The following is an 18,578-nucleotide window of genomic DNA, read 5'->3' on the forward strand; positions in this document are numbered from 1 at the left end:
TCAACTCAAGCCTTCGCCTTCGCCCCTTTTTTTACTAAAAGGAAGTAAGACAACATCGCTGCGGCACTCGTAGTCAATATAATGACCCCCAGCGGAACCGCCGTGTGTTCCCCAGCAATCCCGACTAGCGGGGAAACGACTGCTCCGAGCAAAAAGGGAATGACACCCATCAACGCAGCCGCGCTGCCTGCCATATGTCCCTGACTCTCCATCGCAAGCGGAAATGCTGCCGTGGAAGTAATCCCGATAGACGCTACAAAGAAAACGAGTGGAATCACCAGTGCATACAGCGGCCCGTGGAAAATACCCACTAGCAAGACGGCAATACTGGCAGCGCCAGCCATATAAAGTCCGAACAATAGGAAGAACTGCTCCGACACACGGTGAGCCATCCGACCGACCAACTGAGAACCAATAATCAAGGTAATCCCATTGGATCCAAATAACAGTGCAAATACCGTTGGGGAAACCCCATAAATATTTTGATAAATAAATGGGGTGCCCGAAACGTAAGCGAATACCCCCGCGATCATGACCCCCTGCGCGAGCATATACCCCGTAAATGAGCGGTCACGCAAAAGCGATCCATAGTTACGCAGTTGCTGCGCAAAATTGCTAGGACTGCGACGTTCGATGGGCAACGTTTCTTTGAGACTCCATTTGGTCATGGCAAGGAGGAACATCCCCAACAATGCCAAAGCAACGAAGACGCCAACCCAGCTCGTTAATGATAGAACTCCGCTTCCGGCCACTGGCGCCACGAGTGGGCCCAAGTTTCCAACAAGTAAGAGCAGCGAGAAAAATTTCGTGAGTTCGTGGCCGCTAAACATGTCACGTGCAATTGCCCGGGAAATGACAATGCCCGCTGACGCAACAAACCCCTGCACGAGTCGTGCAAAGATCAGCAGCCATATACTGGGCGCGATCGCGCAAGCTATGGATGCCACAACATAGAGAGCCATAGAAATAAGCAGCGGTTTGCGCCTGCCGTAAACGTCACTGAGCGACCCCATAACCACTTGCCCGACACCAAGTCCAAGTAAACAGGCGGTCAAGCTGAGCTGTACGAGTGATGCAGTTGTACCGAATTTTCCCACAATCTGTGGAAAGGCCGGTAAGTACATATCGATAGTAAAAGGTCCGAGTGTCGAAAATAAACCTAGCAGCAGCGCTAGTCGAACGGCATGCTGATTGTTCTTGTTTGTCATCTTATGAGTTTCTCCTATACTCCCATTCCATATCCGGAATTTTTCTCTGTATTTGGTTACACCATAACATAACTGTATTGTTTTTGACAACAGTTAATTGTGCGCATTGAAATGAAAAAGCAGACACCTGCGTATTCACAGTTGTCTGCTTCTTTTTATTCTCTTGCTTGCTGCCAATCACCAGCACCAAGGATGAGTTCAATATGCCATTCATAGGAGGTATTGGCGGCAATCCATTGCGCCGTCCCGTTATCGACGGCCATTTCAAGTGAATCGTAATAACCAATACTAGGCTCCAGTGTACAGGTAACTCGATCATTACACATCCCTTCATCTTTCCAAACTCCTAGCAAAGGAATCTTGTCGGGGCATACAGATACTAGTAGAAAGTTACCACTTTCTTCACCCAGTAAGCCAGACCACCCCTCTGTCACTGGTCCATTGTAATAAAACTTTCGCCCATCCCCGTCACGACTAGAGAGAGCAGCGAGGCATCTTTCCATGGCTTGTCGAAACAGCATCTCATTTTGTTATTTAATGAAGAGACCGGTTTCCCTCCAATTGAGTACTTCTTGCGTCTGAAAATTCAAAAGGCCGCCCAATTGCTTAGTTTAACGGGACTGACGATCAAAGAAGTTGCTGCTACTATTGAGATCACCGATCCTTATTACTTTTCAAGATTATTTAAGAAAATGACGGGCTCCTCACCTAGTGCATATCGGAACGTTCCGAAAGGGTAGGGTCCTTCTCTATGGAGAAATGAAGTTTAATCGCCCTCCTCACATCCTTACTTGTCCATTGAGCAAGTCGATAGTTGCCATTGCGATTCGGCATCAACCCTGGTAGCAGCTCCAACTCAACATTGTCTGAATCACCAACAGGCTGAATCACATAACGTGAATTAGCATAGGAGACAACGAGCTTATTCCCTCCCACGCGAATGGCACTCTCATCCGTTCCATTGGATACAAGTACTGGAACCGTGACGCCAATTGCGGTTAACGGCATGTCTTCTGCTGCTTCAACGAACCACTCGGTTGTGACACCTTCGACAGCAATCCGATAGGATTCCGTGATCGCTGCTATGCCCTCGACACCAGGTCTTGGCAGCATATCAGCAATGGCTCGCTTATACGCTGGATGAAGATTATCATCCGGTGTACGCAGATTCATCTCGTTTAAGAGTTGAAGTCCCGTTGCGGCGTACTGGATTTGGAAGGACAAATCTGCAGAGTCTGCTTGTACATTTGCCAGATTGGCTTGCCAATGCATCTCCTCAGGTTTGGTTGGCACCCCGTTCTTATCCAAGGATGCAAAAGCTTCGTGCTTTCTTCTGCCAAAGCCTGCTAACCTGTGCCAGACGCCATGCCCATCCCTCCAAGTCAGACCGATAGCTGCTGGAGTATGCGGACGCGGAATGACTTGTTTGGCTACAAAATAATTCAAGTGCACATTTCCGCTGAGCCCAGGTATCCCCATCGAAAGCGCCGATTCCTCTGGCAAATTCGCTTTGTGCAAGCGAACCCAGCCGGTTGCATCATGCCCCATTTGTGCAGCCGTATCCATAACAACATGATAACTGCCTTGCTGCGGTCCTGTTGTTGCATAGATCCGATGAAAAGATTCAATCGGTACTACATATCCACCTAAATCCGCAGGCGTTGCCTGTTCCCGTATGCTTTCATCAGCACTTTCAAAGCATGAAGCAGCAATTTGAGCCGCATATAAGCTGTACGTGGAATAATAGGCGTAAAACTCCCATCCATTTCGAAGCTCGCTAGCGAACCGATTCTTCAACAACCGAAATTCTACGGGATCTTCGATCCAGCGCAGAATTGATTGCAGCGCTTTCCGTGCAGCACGCTTGAAGGTGCCAGCCCATGCGAGATCTCCTTCCTTCGCATAACGCGCAGCTTCACGTTCACAGAGATAAGCATAGGTTAAATCATTCCAGATGATTTGGTTACTCCGGCCTCCAGAGCTCGTCCCTCCTGTTGTAGATTGCATATACAGCATGGTTTGGGCACCTTTGCGCAGCTGTGAATCTAGGAATTCCTTCCATTCCCCGTTATATCCAGCATCTAGGAGTCCACTAAGCTGTTGGCGAGCCGCCAAATCATAGGCAGCTGGTAGATTGGGATCGCGATAGAGCCCTTCCCGTGTGAAGCGCGTCATTTGCGGTTTCAAATACTTATCGATGAAAGCCATAGAATCCGTTAATCCTTCACGATACCTCATCATTTCTCCATGCATGGCATAGGTTGCCCAATTGCGGATAGAGCGAATATCAGGGAAATTCCGAACCGTCTGGCAATAGAATGACTCTGGCTCAACCTTGGACAAATTCATTTTCCAAGCATCGCTTCTATTCGTTTCCACCATCGGTGTCAGTAATTGATAGGCCCGAACCAGCATGTAGGTCGTGAAATCAGCATGGTCGTCCGGAACTCTATTCTCGCCTAAACAGGTGCAAGCCCAATCCATCGCGAGCAAAATTAGATCTTGTACATCCTTACAACGTTCATTCGTGAGTAGAATCGCTCCAGCTTTGGCAAAAGAGGCGGTCGCAAACTCATGCTCTTTCCCATCGCTAGGATCCAAGATCCCTCCATTCTCATTTTGAAATGGAAAAAATTGACGAACCCTCGCTTCAGCGAAATCAAGATAGATGTCACGAGATATCCCCGTTACTTCAAAATTATCGTGCTTACTCGCTTGTTGAAACTTATCAATGTGATGTTGAATCGGGTTTAATCCCTTTAAACTTTCTAAATAAGCCATTTCATCTGCGCTAAACATGCTGCACCCCCAAGAAATAGTTAATCTTCCCTGATTTCAAATCTAAACTGGGCTGTCATTTCCTGTTCCACTAGCTTGCGATCCAACAGAATCCGGTAAAATGGCATACCCGATTTGTAGTGAGAGTCTACCAGGAGATGCTCGATTTCAAGATTCCACTGCTCAGGATCATAAATGAGTGTCACTGTATCCATGTGCAGCCGCCCCTTCCCTGTCTCTTGTGGCTCTAGAGAACTGATGAAAACCTCTTGAAACGATGCTGTACCTTTATTCAAAATAACGTGATCCGTTATGAGCAATTGGGGGATCTCATCCGCTGGACGTTTCCATACAAACTCACGCGTGAGGCGTTCCAATGCAACGCAGTCGTAAGCTTTCGTCAAATCTAAGGTTACTCGCAGTCCGTCTTCAGAGATTTGGTTGTATAGGATCTCGGACCTGTATGATTTCCCGAAGCCTTGTCTACAACCATCAATGATCGGAACGGAATGACCATGAGAACCTGCGTTTATCATCTCGTACCTAATCTTCGGTTGAAAATATTGTCTGGTGTAGCGTCCTAGCCCTAAATCTGCCAGTACATTCTGACCATTCACATGTAAAATAAAGTGCCCCAGATCATTATGATTGTGTGGCTCTTCATTATGTCCACCTTTAGCAGCAAATGCTGTAATCCCGCCAAGCGCATGCTTAACTTTCGAGATAACCCATTGATTTCCTGTGAAAATTTGTTCTTGAATTCTCGCGCCATCTTCTGTAGGGAGTACAAATTCAGAATCCAATGACCACAGCATCCCTCTCGTTACATCTAACCAATTACCTGGAACGGGTTTCATACGGTATTCGTCCGTGGGAAGATGCAAAGTGGGTACATATTGCTGTAAGCGCTGAATAAGTCCTGGATTCAAGGTGACTTCCTCGGCCGAATCGGAGAAATTGACGACTTTCCCCGCCGTTAGCATACAAAATTGCGGGAACTGTGAGATCGCTGCGACCTTATCATCGCTGAGAAGAGAAATGCGCCCATGGGTTCGTTCTTTTAACAATTCTGCAAAATAAACAAAGTGTGAAAACCCATATTGCCAATAGGCTGGCCCCTCTGGTGTTGCACCCTGCTCATCAAATCCAGAGAAGTAATTCCGCAGGACCCCGATCACACGCCAAAGCATGCCAGCTAGTTTCTCACTATCTTCGATCATGTAAATAGCCGTTGCCCCTATACTTGAGGAGCATACCGCTGGCCAATTGTTTGTTTTCAATTCCCAGTTTTGAGGTGTGGGGTCATTGAAGTACACATTGAAAATCCGCTTCTCAATCTCCTCGTTCACCCGATGAACAATCCAGGGATGCAAGCGGTCTTTCAGCAAATGAACCGTTTCCGCCAGCGTGAATGCGGTCATCCCTGCCAGCAGGTCTACCGTTTCACGCGGTGGAACTGGTTGATCCCAAATACCGTTCGGATATTCATTCACGTATAGTCCCACATGTGCAGGTATTACCCACGTGTATTCGTTGCATACGTTCCAGATCGCATTCTCTAGTCCTGACTTCCATTTCGGATTATCTTCAGTCATCGCAAGCGTGCTGAAAGTATGAACACCCGCATACAACTGTTCGAAAACATTCTGATACGTCGCTCGATCTCCCGTATCACCAAATAAAGTGAACTCCGTAAAAAGCGGGGCACGAACGGGATTTTCAATGAGATGTTCTGCTCTCTTTTCTAAGGAAAGCCAGAAATCGGAGTAGTTCTCATCTTTCCGGATGCGTCGCCAATTCTCAGGAGCAGTTGCTTCTGAATAAAGTTTATGTGGTAACTGTTGCGTTTCCTCTAATGCATTCTTTAATTGACGAAAGGTTAATTGCTGAAGCATATTTATTTCCCTCACTTTCTAATTAGAAAAGAGCCATCGCTAACAATTGCAATGACTCCATTTACGTAGAAAATCTATACATTAATTTTACGAAACTGGGCGAGGTATGAATAGGGATCCAATTTAAAGATAAAGCTAATAAATTGCTCTCGTGATTTAGAATGGATATAAAAAACAATTAAAGTTACTTTTTTAAACTTTTCATGTAGACGTCTTATGAACAAAAGGAGAGCACTCCTTGTGAGAGTGCCCTTCTATTACACTAATTCTAATTTCTAAATAAGGTTTGACTTCTGCAAGAGACGTTGAATAATCGCTGCTACTTCTGCTCTTGTGATCGTAGCTTTTGGTGCAATCGTTGTTTCACTTCTGCCCGCAATAATGCCAGCCTGCAAGCAATCAGCAACATAACGCTGTGCCCATAATGACGATTCTGAACCATCGGTATACACGCTGAGAATCGATTGTTCGTCTTGCTGAGGCAACTTAGCCTTCAATCCCGTGACTGCCATCGCTTTCGCGATAATCGCCATCGCTTGTTCCCGTGTAATTGGGTCTGTCGGGTGGAACAAACCGTCTTCAAAGCCGCTAATCAGTTGATTGGAAACAGCAGTCTTGATCACACTGCTGTACCAATCCGACTCTTTCACGTCAGTGAAGGAGGTCGCACCGCTTTCGAATTTAAGTCCCAATCCACGAACAACAATAGCTGCAAACTCAGCGCGTGTAATGTCTTTATCGGGACTGAACAAACCATCACCCGTGCCTTCGATTACCATTCGCGAGCCCATACTATTCACTGCTTGCTTCGACCAATGGTCTCGTACATCACTAAATTCAATTGCGTGCGAAACGACCGAATACGTACTGTTAGTCAAACTGTTGATAACAGCATAATATTTACCGTCAATCTGAACGATTTTGGTCGGTACATGGCGTACCTTTCCATCTGGCTCAATGACAATACCTGTCGTTATTTTATTCGGGTCTACCCCGTCTGGAATAGCAATCGTGCGTTCTATATACATGTTAAACTTCGAAACATCAACAGTTTGATTACCATAGGTTGCTTTCACTGTAAAATCAATCGAAGGAGCAACAATCGTAAAGTTCCCTTTATTCGCTGCATCCTTAATGAATTCCACCGTATCCGCTGTCGCTGCAGCGATTTCGACATGAATCGTGATGTCTTGTAAAGCTACCGACTTACCGATTTGCTCACTAATCGACGCAATGTTCATCTGCTGAACAGGAATTTTATAGGTTGCCTTTTCTGTTTTGATTTCCAGAACGGCTTCCTTGTTCGCCAAATTTTTGACCATCTGGCCTGTCAATTCGCCAATAACAATATCGGAATTGTTGTTTACTGGAATCGTGATAATTACATTTCCCCCCGCTTCAGCCAGCCTTTGATCCATTTTCTCCTGATCGATCGAAATGGTGGTTACCTGCTGGTCATCACGGTTAGAGAGCATTGCTGTTCCAACGTCCTGTACTTGGCCACCAACGATAATTTCAATTTTTGTTTCCTTATTTTTTTCCTTATCCTTGTCCTTATCTTTTTCTGGTTCAGGATTTGGATTTGGATCTGGATTTGGATTAGTAACTGGCTGCTTCGTTATCTTAGCGGTTACTACTGCATCGGAAGTTAGAACTGTAGATGCTAATTTCGAATCAACCATTTTCACACTTTGCAGGGATACGTCTGCGTTACCTTCGCCTTTCGTCTTAAAGGTTATCGTACCCAATTGCAAATTCCCGTTATATCCCACAACGTTTCCTGTTTTTGTATGCACAAAAGTAAGTTGGTTACCACTAACAATCGGGTCCATCGAAAAACCTGATGCTGGAGCAGTCCAGCTGACATAAGTTAAATGTACGGAGTCAAATCCCAAATTGACTTCATATCCATACAAATCTGTTATTCCTTTTGCGGATACCGCAACTTGAATGGTTTCCCCAACTTTCGGATGATCATTATTAAGCGCTAGGGTAAAATCAGGACTGCTAGCGGCCGAGGCACCCTGCGGTATAATCCAAAATAAACAGAATATTAGCATCAAGTTCAGCATTTTGTACTTCAAAAGAATCATTCCTTTCAATAATCAATTGAGGGAGGTATGGCTACCTCCCTCAAATCCTCACCTTTTACATGATCACTGTCCAAGAATCTTTCTAGCCAAAGCAACAAGGTCGATGAGATCTAACTTGTTGTCATGATTAAGGTCATACATTTGAAGCATATTCCAATCGGAACGGACTGAGGTTGCCCCATAATTTCTTGCTAACAGAGCCAAATCACCTATGCTTGCTGTCGTATTCACCGCTGCCGCAAATGTAACCATTGCTGCGTCTAAGTTGATGACAGCCTGGTCTGTTTGAGACTGGGTCGCGTTGGCATTGTTAGTAATTGTGCGTGCATTACTAATCACAGCTTTTAATGCATCAACTACACTTTGAGAATAATGCCCCCATCTTGTTGAGCTTATCAACGCTGTATCGACCTTCGCCTGAGCAGCCGCGATTTTGGCATTTAGCTCCGTTTTATCTACAACCGGAACCGTAAGCTGAACGTTGTAGACCACATCGATATTTAATGGTGTTTCAACACCATAGACATCAGCAACGACAACATCAGTTAAGTAAACTCTGCTGATGACCGTTTGGGCAATCAGTTTTGTCTGGAAGTTCAGCTTCAGAACATCCATCGTTCCCGCAACCGTACTATTCGATCCTGTAGATGCTGCAAGAATTCTTACCTCTCCAGTTACGTCGGATTCACCAACTACTGAAAATCCTGGAACAAGCGACTCGGCAGACACAAATTGCAGTTGTCCTGCATCAAATTTCACCGTAAAATCTTGCGCATAAACGTTTTCTGTTACATTCACCAATCCATAAGTCAAGTGAAGAGCCTCACCAGCTAATACGGAAGCTGGCCCTGTCAATTGTGCTCCTTGATTGATTACTGTTATTAAACTAGTCGCAGTATGTCCACCGTCTACTGTAGTTACTGTAATCGTAGTTGTTCCAGAAGCAATGGCATGAACAACGCCATTGGACACTGTAGCAACAGATGGATTACTTGAACTCCATGTTACGTTTTTATTTGTAGCATTTATTGGTGTTATTGTTGGCGTCAAGGTAACATCACTTCCACCAACTGTTAAAGTGGTTGTTGTAATGTCCAACGATATACCTGTTACAGGAACTGCTGCAGCAGCTACTGTCACAGTACTTGTCGCAGTGAAACCACCATCTGCTGTAGTTGCTGTAATCGTTATAGCCCCTGCTGAAACCGGATGAACAACGCCATTTACCACGGTAGCCACGTTTAAATCACTTGAGTGCCATATAACGTTTTTGTTGGTTGCAGTTACTGGATTAATCGTAGGAACCAGCGTTGCATCTTGCCCTCCTACAACCAAAGAGAGTGTGCTTTGATCAAGAGTTACACTTGTAACAGGGATTGCCGTAACATTGACTTCAACTGCTGCACCTGATGTCGCATAGCGGTTTCCATCGAAACCATTCCATGTAAATACATCTGCTCCTACATAATCAGTAGCTGGTGTATAAGTAAAGTTGGCAAAATTGCTTGCAAGAACCACTTGATCTGCCACTACAGCTGTTCCGCTTAATTTCAGTGTTCCATGTGCTGGCAATGTTAGAATCTTGATACTGGCCAAAGCATCACCATCAAGATCATTAAAGCCAAAGTTAATAGCAGTAAGATTAGCTACTGTGTTTTGAGGAGTTGCAATCGTTGTGTTAGAAACCGTTGGTGCTGTATTCAATGAGATAACGACGGTTTTGGCAACAGCGTTCCCTAGATTAATACCATCATAGCCCACAAAACTCAAACCACGAGGTGAAACGGTTGGGGTTGCTAAATTGTTTTTATACTGCACAGCTTGCAAAGCTGCCTGCCATTGAGCGGCAGTTGCACCACTTGCAGAAGAGAGTGTAAGAATACCTGCTGTTGCATCGTAGCTGCTTGCAATATCACCCATTGTGCTAGGAACATTGGTAAGCTGCAATACATCTTCTGCACTCTTGAATCCATCCAAGATGCTTACCATTACTCTCGCATCATCAGGGATGATTGTAGTATCCATATCTGTAAAAGTGATATCACTATCAACAGCTACACCCGTTGTATCTGCAAAGTAAGTGGTCGTACTAGCTGATGGTGTGATCGTAGGACCCATGGTGTCTAATGAGGTGGTTACCGCTACATTGTCCCAGTAAGTAGTTACAGCTTTTGAAATTGCATTCTCCCACAAGTCACCTAAGGCAATGTAATTAGGAACTTCTGTCGTCCTTGGTTCTTGACGTACCCGCGTACCATCAATATACATATCGGTAGTAGTAGCTGGAGTAAAGTCAATCTTTAATTGATGCCACCCCGCTGTTCTTGAAGTACCGGACGGAATAAACTGATTATTTGGTTTACCGGTAAGTGCAGTGGTATATGCACGAACACTATACTGTGATGTTGATCCTTGCACCGGAGCGGCTGTATTATAGTACTGTCCTAGGAACCAAGAATTCGCAGGAGCAGTACTACTTTTCACTTGTAAAACCTGATTAACAATAGCAGCGGTAGGATCAGCGTCGTAATACCAAGCCGTAACGATCTTGTTACGGAAGTCCCATCCGGCTTGAGTCTGGTTAATAGCATTTAAGTTTCTGCCATCGTTACTTGGGGCAACAGCAGCAGTGCCAAAACTACTATAGCCATCAAAATTAAATTGATTAGTCGTAGCAGGTGTTGCTGCTACAATTCCAGCAGTTCCGGAAGTATTCGCCTTCCAAGGTCCCATCAAAGTAGGATTTGCACTGTTAGTCGTGTTAGCCTTTCCGCCAGAGATGTCTACTGGATCATTCTCGAAGTTGTCAAAGTAGTATGTCTGGATTACATTCACAAAAAATGTCTTTGTGATGACTGTAGCCCCAGCCGTTACCGTAACGGTCATAGTGGACAAACCAACAGGAAGTGATCCACCCGATGTAAATGGCTGATTTGTACCAAGAGCATTTGACACAGTCATTGAAATTTGCGGATTATTTCCACCTCTGACTTTAGGAGCAAAGTTCACTACAGCACTGTTGTCTGTCGTTAGTGCCGTTCCCACTGTTAAGTTGTTTGGTACAGTGACGTCCAACGGTCCTTTGAGAGGGGTTGTGTCCACAACATTCACATTATCAAAGTTACCTGTACTGTTTTCCCCAGTGAAAAAGTCTCCCAACGCAATGGTGTTAAAAGAAATAGCTTTGTTGGAATACCCTACCCAAACTTGATCAATATACATATCCACACCAGTACCGGATGAATAATCAAATGTCAGCGTGTGCCAACCTGGCGTACGAGGAACGGTTGACGTTTGCCACACACCTGTGCCAAGTGTAATCGAGTAGTTCGTTGCAGAATTTGCAGTGTGGATACCTGCGCCATACATAGAAGCAATCTTATCAAAGTTTGTTGCACCACTGCTGTCAACATGTGCAATAAGGCTCTTATTGCCTGCCGCCATGTCGTCATAGAAATCTACTTTAGCAACCTTTGCATAGGATGAGCTTAATACTTTATAGACTGCATTTTTGTCTACAGAACCATCTAGTTTATAGCTATAGTTACCCTCTGACTTAATCGTTGCATCGAGTAGAGGTGTACCCAGGCCCCAAGTCCAGTTAGCAGGATGCCATGAATCTTCAAAACCATTAAAGTATGTGCTGCCCGCTGGATAGACTGGGGCGGTAGCTGCATCCTCTGATAATCCCAACTCGTCAATGTAGCCTCTTAAATTGTTGGTACCACTTTTTTTCACATAGTAAGTCAAACTGGTATCATTCGGTCCAGTTGTAAAACTAACACTATGTGTAGGGCGGGCTGTCGCACCAGCGACACCAAAGGTTGAAGCCGTTGCTTGCTTTACAGGAGGATTCGTTGCAAGCCCAGTTATGCCCAATTCAAGATAGTCTGAGGCTGCCACTGGCGTTTGTTTAAATACGACGAAGTCCATAAACATACAAGTACGTGCCAAAGCCGCTGTGTTTGTGTTTGTAAACTTCAAGTAAATATCCGCTGATTCACCGCCTACAGGTACGTTTGCCAGATTTAGATTATTTATAGCCCTATAACCCCAACCCACATTACTACCCAATGTCTGGGAAGCCATCAACTTGCCGTTTGCTGGGTCACCGTTATACATCTCTATCTTACCAGCACTAGTGGTTTCAGAAGCAGTACCAAACATTACTTTGTCTACACCCGTTGCAAACTCAACATCTGGGAATTTTAGCGTAACAGATGAGCCTGCAATAAATGCGCCTTCTGAATTACGGAAACTAAAAGAATCAGGAGCGGTTGCTGGTGTGACTGGAATTGCATCTGAATAGTATCTACGTTCACCCATTACCTTACCCCAAAGCGAGGCCGTGTACTTGGTGTTTGGCTTTACAGTAACTGTTTGGGAAATCTGTTCGTCATTTTGTAGGACTGCACCTGTGTAGCCATCTTTTATAAGCATACCTTGGGCTTTTTGTCCGCCGTTTCTAAAATCCCATGCGTTATGTGAAATTATGGATGGAGAACCTACGGTAGTCCATTTATCCAATCCGTCTACAAAACCGCCGTTCTTTAGCAACTGCTGATAAGGTAACTTCTTCAATTGGAACGTTGGGTTAATGTTTGAAGCATTCGCAATATCATAGCCAGCAGTCCAAACTGCTCCCGGCTGAACTGCGCCTTGTACAGCAAAACCAGACGTGTGTCCATCGGTTACACCTGGAATTTCTATGCTTCGATACTGCTCTGGTGTTTTCAGTCTGAAATCGCCATTGGCTGGATCTACAAAAATAGCGCCAATAACAGCATTCGTACCCGTAGTATTATACTGCTCAACTGCTCCACTGGCCGATTGGGAGGCAAATGAGCCACCAAAGATGTTGCCAATGATTACCGTTCCAAAAGTTTCAAGTTGGTCAGCAGGGTCGCCCCAAGAGCTTAAACTATTGTCTTTTGAGTTATGAATTGTATTGTTTACAATCGTCATACGCTCGTTAGGCGTATTAAAAAGCATAGCAACTTTAGTGTTGTAGATAATGTTGTCATAGACTTTTAAGTTTCCAGACACGTTATCAGGATAGATACCCTCTACATTTGCCGAGTTAGGCACATCATAAAGAATATTGTGGTGAATTTCTGAACCATCAAAGTCATGGTTTACAAGGTAAATGATACCGCCATCGTAGGAAATCTTCATCGTATCATGCATTTTGTTGTACTGAATGACGGAGCTTTGGAACTTACCGCCAATAGCTGCACGACCCACGTTATAGATTTCGTTGTGGCTAACCAGCTGATTGTAGCCATAGATACCTACACCATCTTGATAATAACCAAAAAGGTCAACATCGTGAATGTTGTTGTTGATTACCTTGTTGTCATGCCCCAACATTTTGATGCCGTAACCATACATGTCTTTGATTTCACAATCACGTACCGTGTTGTTATAGCCATCTAACTCAAATGATTTTGTAAGGCCATCTGTAAGCACACTCATTGTAAAAAGTTTGTTATAGGAATCTACTTTTTCGATAACAGCACCTTTGAATGTGTTGTCATGAGAGTTTTTAAAGTTCACTCCCGCAGAACGAATGTTAATACCTTGAATAGTAATATTTGAAAGCCCCTCTAAGTTAAAAACATTCTCTCTGTTTTTGAATTCAACTTGACCGCTACTTGGGTTAATAACTGTAGCGGAAGCATCTGTTAAGTACACATACAACTTACCGGCAGCAACATCTTTATACCACACTGCTGCGTTCGATGGTTTTGTAGCTGCGCCAGCAATAAGCTTAAGCGCTTGATAGCTGTTAGAAAGATACATACCACTTGCTACACCAAATGATTTTGGTGTGTATCCAGATAGCGGCCACTTAAAGGTGATTTTATCGGCCGTATTGCTAAGAACTTCACCAGTCTGTGCAGAGAATCCATTGTTTGAAGATGCATAGACGAGTGCACCTGTCCAAGCATTCGTTGTCATGCCAGTAAATCCACGTACATACTCGTTGTCATACGTGAGAAATTGTCCATCTGCATTTACAGTACCCGATGGGTCAACATCTACATTTGTAGCACTTACAAATTTTCCATACTTTGACTTGACTAAGAGTTCACTGTCTTTTATGTATGGAAATCTTGCTGGACTCATGGATACAGGGTTACCAGTCGAATCTGTAAAAAATGCAATGTTGCCGTTACCGCTATCAAAATTCCAAGACACATTAGCCTCAAAAACACCAGCATCTGCGGTTTCTGTCCATCCAGTCACCAAGTCGCCTCCGGATATGATAACTTTGTCACTGCCGAAGTTCTTAAATGTTACGTTGTTACTTGCAGGGGTAACAGTTTCACGGTAAACACCAGCCTTAACTTGGACTTCATCACCGGCTATAGCTACGCTGGCAGCCTTTTGGATCGTCTTAAAAGGGGCTGCTACAGAACCAACGTTGGTATCGCTTCCATTCGTGCCATCAACGTAGTAGCTTGTCGCACCTGCTGCTAATGTTGTTTCTGGCATTGAAACAATTGGTGCGCAAATCATTAGAATTGCTAACAATAGGGCAGTCACTTTGCGCGATTTTATGGCTATTCCAGTATGCATATACGATACCTCCATGTTTTATTAAAGTCAGGATGCATCTGTTTCAAAGGGTATTTGAAGATGTGCTGCACTTGACATTTTTTTATTTTTTGTAAGCGCTATCATGATAGTTTTTAAAATAAAGCTTCAGTAGTCTAAATTTTCTGCAAGGGAAAGGGAGTCATTGCTTTCTAATATGCAATGACTCCTTTATGATTCCATTTGCTTCAACTTACTTCTTAGTTTTCAAGAACTCGTCAACTTGTTTTTGCAATTCAGCTACTACTTTGTCTGAACCCGCTTTTTTCATTTTTTCAATGAATTCTGCATATTTCTTGTCTGAGTCAGCAACTGCACCTGATTCTAGGACAAGCGCACTACCAGCACCGATATATTCTTTAACAACTGCTGCAATTTGTGCAAGCTCTGTTTTAATTGGATCAAGATTAGGTTTATAACCGAGTAAAGGTGAAACGGTTGCGCTGGTATTCGCATCTTGCCAGATCTTAATGAAATTAGCCGGATTAGCTTGTGTTTCGTAACTATTCGCTGTATTACCCATTGCATAAGCAAATGTGCCATATTTAGCATCTGCTGTTCCTTGGCCCGTGTAACCAATGGTTTCAATTTTATTGTCCCCAGTTTTCTTGTAATGCTTGCCTTCAATACCCCATACAAGAAGGTTATAAAGATCTTTACCCTTAGCCGTATCTAGCAAATTAAGAAGCTGCATAGCGCGATCTGGGTTTTTGGATGTTCTTGTAATTGCAAAGTTTGTGGAATCTGACAAGTTGGAGATCGTATACTTCTCTTCCATAGGAATTAGTTGAATTGGGAAACCATATCTTGTTGAATCTGTTTTCGAAACATCTTCAATATTTCCAACCATCGTATGGAACCAAGCAATGTTTCCATCTGGCTTACCTTCATCTTGACGTTGATTTTGCAAGCTCAACATATCTTTACGAATGTAACCTTTAGCAAACCAATCCGTCATTGTTTTGATATATTGCACTTCTTCCGGTGTATCATACAAATTGATAACCTTTAAGCTTTTCGGGTCTTTCAAATCACCTACTAATTTGAAAGATGGTGTAATGATATTATGATGCTGCATACTCGTAAGAACAGTTGGGCTATATCCTTTGCGTAGCTCATTGTTCTGCTTCAACTTCGCTAGGTAACCTTCGATGATTGCAAGAGATTCCTTGGATGTTGGGCCCGTTTTATAGAAAGTCTCTTGTGCTGCCTTCGGATCAATGTATCCTTTATCAACAAACTCTTTCGGTACACGCATCGTTGGACGGTTATCTACCGCTTGCTGATAGTTTGGAATCGCATACAATTTACCATTCACACGAGCACGGTCTAATACCCAAGCTGGAATTTCTTTCTTAATTTCCGGTGCATATTTATCAACTAATGAATCCAATTCGATATAAGAACCTTTGTTAACTTCAGCTGGATAATCCAATACAAATCCTGTCCAAGCAATGTCAATCTCCTCGGATGCTGCAGCCATAAGCTTCCATTTCTCAGCATATTCTGCCTGAGTGAGTGGAATGAATTCTACCTTTGTATTTGGAAGTAACGTTGCCAATTTTTTGTTAAACTCATCGTAAACCTCTTGCGAATCCGCTTGCTTACCAGGCCCCATTGTTACAAGCTTCAGCGTAACTGGTTTGGCCGCTGCTGCTGTTGCTGCAGCACTTGGCGATACATTCGAAGAAGCCGCTGGTTTGCTAGTTTCTGTTTTACTGCACCCTGTAATAATTAAAGCAGTCGTCATGCTTAGAAGAATCATCTTGTTAAATACAGTGTTTAACGATTTCATTTTTATTTTTTCCCCTTTCAATCTACACAAATATTATATTATACAGCTCTGTAATGTATATCAACCATTCCAGAGCTGGTATAAACAGACAATTATCCTTTTACTGCACCAACTGTAAGTCCTTTAGAGAAATACTTTTGGAAGAACGGAAACACCATAAGTAGTGGTCCTGCAGCCACGATCGCCATAGCAAATCTGAGGGATTCAGACGGAAGTTTATACAGATTTACATTGTCCAACTCCATGTTATAGGTCATAGCATTTTTGAGGAACTCAACTTCCATCAAGATTCGTTGCAATAGAAATTGCAACGTGTAAAGGTGCTCATTACGAATATAAATCAAAGATGTAAACCAATCATTCCATTTGTCGAGCAGCACGAACAATCCGATGGTTGCAAGAGCTGGTTTAGACAGCGGAAGAATAATTTGCCAATAGACTCGAAATTCGCTAGCACCATCTATTTTGGCTGATTCAACCAAAGCGTCAGGCAATCCTTGGAAGAATGTGCGCAAAATAATGATATAGAAAGCATTAGCTAGCGTCGGAAGAATATACACAAAGATCGTATTATTGAGATGCAGATACTGCGTAATTAGAATATAGCTTGGAATTAATCCTCCACCGAATAGCAATGTGAAGAAGATAAACATAACAATCGGTTTACGAAGCTTAAAGTTTCTTCGAGATAAGGCATAAGCGCAAGTGGACATGACGATCAATCCACAAATCATACCGCCTACTGCCTGAACAGACGTTGTTAGATAGGCATACAATATTTGATCCGGCTTTCCGAATATGAGTTTATAAGCCGTCAGATCAAAGTCTACCGGGATTAACTTGTACCCGTATTCTAATAATGATTCCTCATTGGAGAATGAGACGGCGATAACAAGAAGAAATGGGATGATGAACGCTAAACTTAATAGAATTAAGAACACATGAATTAACTTATTGCCTAAATTAGCAGAGAATGATTTAGACATTCTAGGCCGCCTCCTTCTTACACTTTTATTAACAAATTAGAACAAAGAATTATCAGGATTTATTTTCTTAACAATCGTATTACTAATAACGATTAGAATAAGTCCGACTACAGCCTGGAACAATCCTACAGCAGCTGAAATCCCGAAGTCCCCTGCACGCAATCCACGGTACACATAAGTGTCAATAACATCTGTTGTTGGATACAACACGCCGATATCCCTTGGAATTTGGTAGAACAATCCGAAATCTCCTCTGAACAGATTACCAATCGCCAGAATGATGATAATCGTTAAAACAGGCGCAAGTGAAGGAAGTGAAATCGCGAATATTTGTCTCATTCGCCCAGCTCCGTCAATTTTGGCAGCTTCGAACAATTCTGGATCGACACTCATCAAGGCCGCGTAATAAATAATGGAGCTTAATCCAACCGTTTTCCAAACTTCCACAGTCACGATAATGTAAGGCCAATACTTGGAATTTGAGTAGACGTCAATGGACTCAAATCCGAAGAATTGGATAAATTGATTGAAATAACCTAATGTAGGATTGAACAACGCGTATGTCATATAACCGACTAATACCCAGGATAGAAATTTCGGCATGATCATGGATGTTTGATAGAATTTCAAAGCCAATTTTCCACGAACCTCGAACAGCAAGAGTGCAACTGTAACCGCCGCCATATTACCCAAGATGATAAATACACCAGCATAACTAACTGTATTTCTTGTAATTCGCCATGCATCCATCGATGTGAAGAAATATTCAAAATTTTTGAATCCAATCCATGAACTCCCAAATATACCTTCGCTATACTTATAATCTTTAAAGGCAAGTATGATTCCGAACATCGGTGTATAATGGAAAATCAGGTAATATAGAATCGCTGGCAATGTTAGAACAAATAAGGCAATATTCTCTCTAACTAGTCTTTTAAATGAATTACTTCTGAGTGGCTTCGTCATTGTTTCTCTTGACGACTTATCTGTCACAGTATGTAGTGCGTTCTCTCTCATGTGTCGTTTCCCCCTTTGCTTACTTTAATTTTACGAAATAGGGGTATAATTGAATAGGTAGCCAAATTAAAGATACGGTTACGAAGTTGTGCAAATAGCTCATACGAAGTCACTAAAAGCAAGTAAAGTAACTTTTTTCAACTAATCCTTAGAATATCCGTATAATGACTCCAATAACGACCTGCCATTACGTTATAATGAAGCGA

10 protein-coding genes are annotated in these 18,578 nt (G+C 43.1%); 1 reads left to right on the forward strand and 9 read right to left on the reverse strand.

Going from position 1 to position 18,578, the window contains the following annotated elements; translation table 11 throughout:
* Nucleotides 1-5: 5 nt before the first annotated feature.
* Both ACSQ8O_RS31360 and ACSQ8O_RS31365 read right to left on the reverse strand, forming a co-directional pair.
* Entirely contained in the window at nt 6-1,208 is a 1,203-nt protein-coding gene (locus ACSQ8O_RS31360) for a multidrug effflux MFS transporter (protein ID WP_436244834.1), read from the reverse strand.
* A gap of 155 nt (nt 1,209-1,363) precedes the next feature.
* A complete protein-coding gene (locus tag ACSQ8O_RS31365; RefSeq protein ID WP_436244835.1) occupies nt 1,364-1,711 on the reverse strand; it encodes a hypothetical protein in 348 nt (115 codons plus the stop codon).
* A 3-nt stretch (nt 1,712-1,714) separates the two neighbouring features.
* On the opposite strand from ACSQ8O_RS31365, the gene ACSQ8O_RS31370 reads away from it, so the two are divergent.
* Nucleotides 1,715-1,948 (forward strand): helix-turn-helix domain-containing protein, encoded by a 234-nt coding sequence (locus ACSQ8O_RS31370; RefSeq protein ID WP_436244836.1) that lies wholly within the window; start codon nt 1,715-1,717, stop codon nt 1,946-1,948.
* Here the strand turns inward: ACSQ8O_RS31370 and ACSQ8O_RS31375 are convergent.
* The 7 genes from ACSQ8O_RS31375 to ACSQ8O_RS31405 form a co-directional block, all read right to left on the reverse strand.
* On the reverse strand, nt 1,917-4,007 hold the full coding sequence (locus ACSQ8O_RS31375; protein WP_436244837.1) for a hypothetical protein: 2,091 nt from the start codon (nt 4,005-4,007) through the stop codon (nt 1,917-1,919). The two genes, ACSQ8O_RS31370 and ACSQ8O_RS31375, sit on opposite strands and share 32 nt — an antisense overlap.
* Nucleotides 4,008-4,027: 20 nt before the next feature.
* The gene (locus ACSQ8O_RS31380; RefSeq protein WP_436244838.1) at nt 4,028-5,881 is read right to left on the reverse strand and encodes a hypothetical protein; all 1,854 of its coding nucleotides are present in this window, start codon (nt 5,879-5,881) and stop codon (nt 4,028-4,030) included.
* A gap of 275 nt (nt 5,882-6,156) precedes the next feature.
* A complete protein-coding gene (locus ACSQ8O_RS31385; RefSeq protein WP_436244839.1) occupies nt 6,157-7,974 on the reverse strand; it encodes an S-layer homology domain-containing protein in 1,818 nt (605 codons plus the stop codon).
* A gap of 63 nt (nt 7,975-8,037) precedes the next feature.
* Nucleotides 8,038-14,556 (reverse strand): Ig-like domain-containing protein, encoded by a 6,519-nt coding sequence (locus ACSQ8O_RS31390; protein ID WP_436244840.1) that lies wholly within the window; start codon nt 14,554-14,556, stop codon nt 8,038-8,040.
* Between the two features lie 211 nt (nt 14,557-14,767).
* Nucleotides 14,768-16,369, reverse strand: a complete 1,602-nt coding sequence (locus tag ACSQ8O_RS31395) for an ABC transporter substrate-binding protein (protein WP_436244841.1) — start codon at nt 16,367-16,369, stop codon at nt 14,768-14,770.
* Nucleotides 16,370-16,461: 92 nt separating this feature from the next.
* Nucleotides 16,462-17,355 carry a carbohydrate ABC transporter permease gene (locus ACSQ8O_RS31400; RefSeq protein WP_436244842.1) on the reverse strand — a complete coding sequence of 298 codons (894 nt, stop codon included), beginning with the start codon at nt 17,353-17,355 and terminating at the stop codon, nt 16,462-16,464.
* 36 nt (nt 17,356-17,391) lie between these two features.
* Nucleotides 17,392-18,372, reverse strand: a complete 981-nt coding sequence (locus ACSQ8O_RS31405) for an ABC transporter permease (RefSeq protein WP_436244843.1) — start codon at nt 18,370-18,372, stop codon at nt 17,392-17,394.
* Nucleotides 18,373-18,578 lie beyond the last annotated feature (206 nt).

The organism is Paenibacillus sp. LjRoot56 (assembly GCF_964253335.1).
In the GTDB taxonomy this organism is placed as follows: domain Bacteria; phylum Bacillota; class Bacilli; order Paenibacillales; family NBRC-103111; genus Paenibacillus_E; species Paenibacillus_E allorhizoplanae.

Excerpts from the sequence above, each read along its gene's own strand:
- ACSQ8O_RS31360 (WP_436244834.1), bottom strand. The coding sequence starts at position 1,208 with ATGACAAACAAGAACAATCAGCATGCCGTTCGACTAGCGCTGCTGCTA.
- ACSQ8O_RS31365 (WP_436244835.1), bottom strand. The coding sequence starts at position 1,711 with ATGGAAAGATGCCTCGCTGCTCTCTCTAGTCGTGACGGGGATGGGCGA.
- ACSQ8O_RS31375 (WP_436244837.1), bottom strand. The coding sequence starts at position 4,007 with ATGTTTAGCGCAGATGAAATGGCTTATTTAGAAAGTTTAAAGGGATTA.
- ACSQ8O_RS31380 (WP_436244838.1), bottom strand. The coding sequence starts at position 5,881 with ATGCTTCAGCAATTAACCTTTCGTCAATTAAAGAATGCATTAGAGGAA.
- ACSQ8O_RS31385 (WP_436244839.1), bottom strand. The coding sequence starts at position 7,974 with ATGATTCTTTTGAAGTACAAAATGCTGAACTTGATGCTAATATTCTGT.
- ACSQ8O_RS31390 (WP_436244840.1), bottom strand. The coding sequence starts at position 14,556 with ATGCATACTGGAATAGCCATAAAATCGCGCAAAGTGACTGCCCTATTG.
- ACSQ8O_RS31395 (WP_436244841.1), bottom strand. The coding sequence starts at position 16,369 with ATGAAATCGTTAAACACTGTATTTAACAAGATGATTCTTCTAAGCATG.
- ACSQ8O_RS31400 (WP_436244842.1), bottom strand. The coding sequence starts at position 17,355 with ATGTCTAAATCATTCTCTGCTAATTTAGGCAATAAGTTAATTCATGTG.
- ACSQ8O_RS31405 (WP_436244843.1), bottom strand. The coding sequence starts at position 18,372 with ATGAGAGAGAACGCACTACATACTGTGACAGATAAGTCGTCAAGAGAA.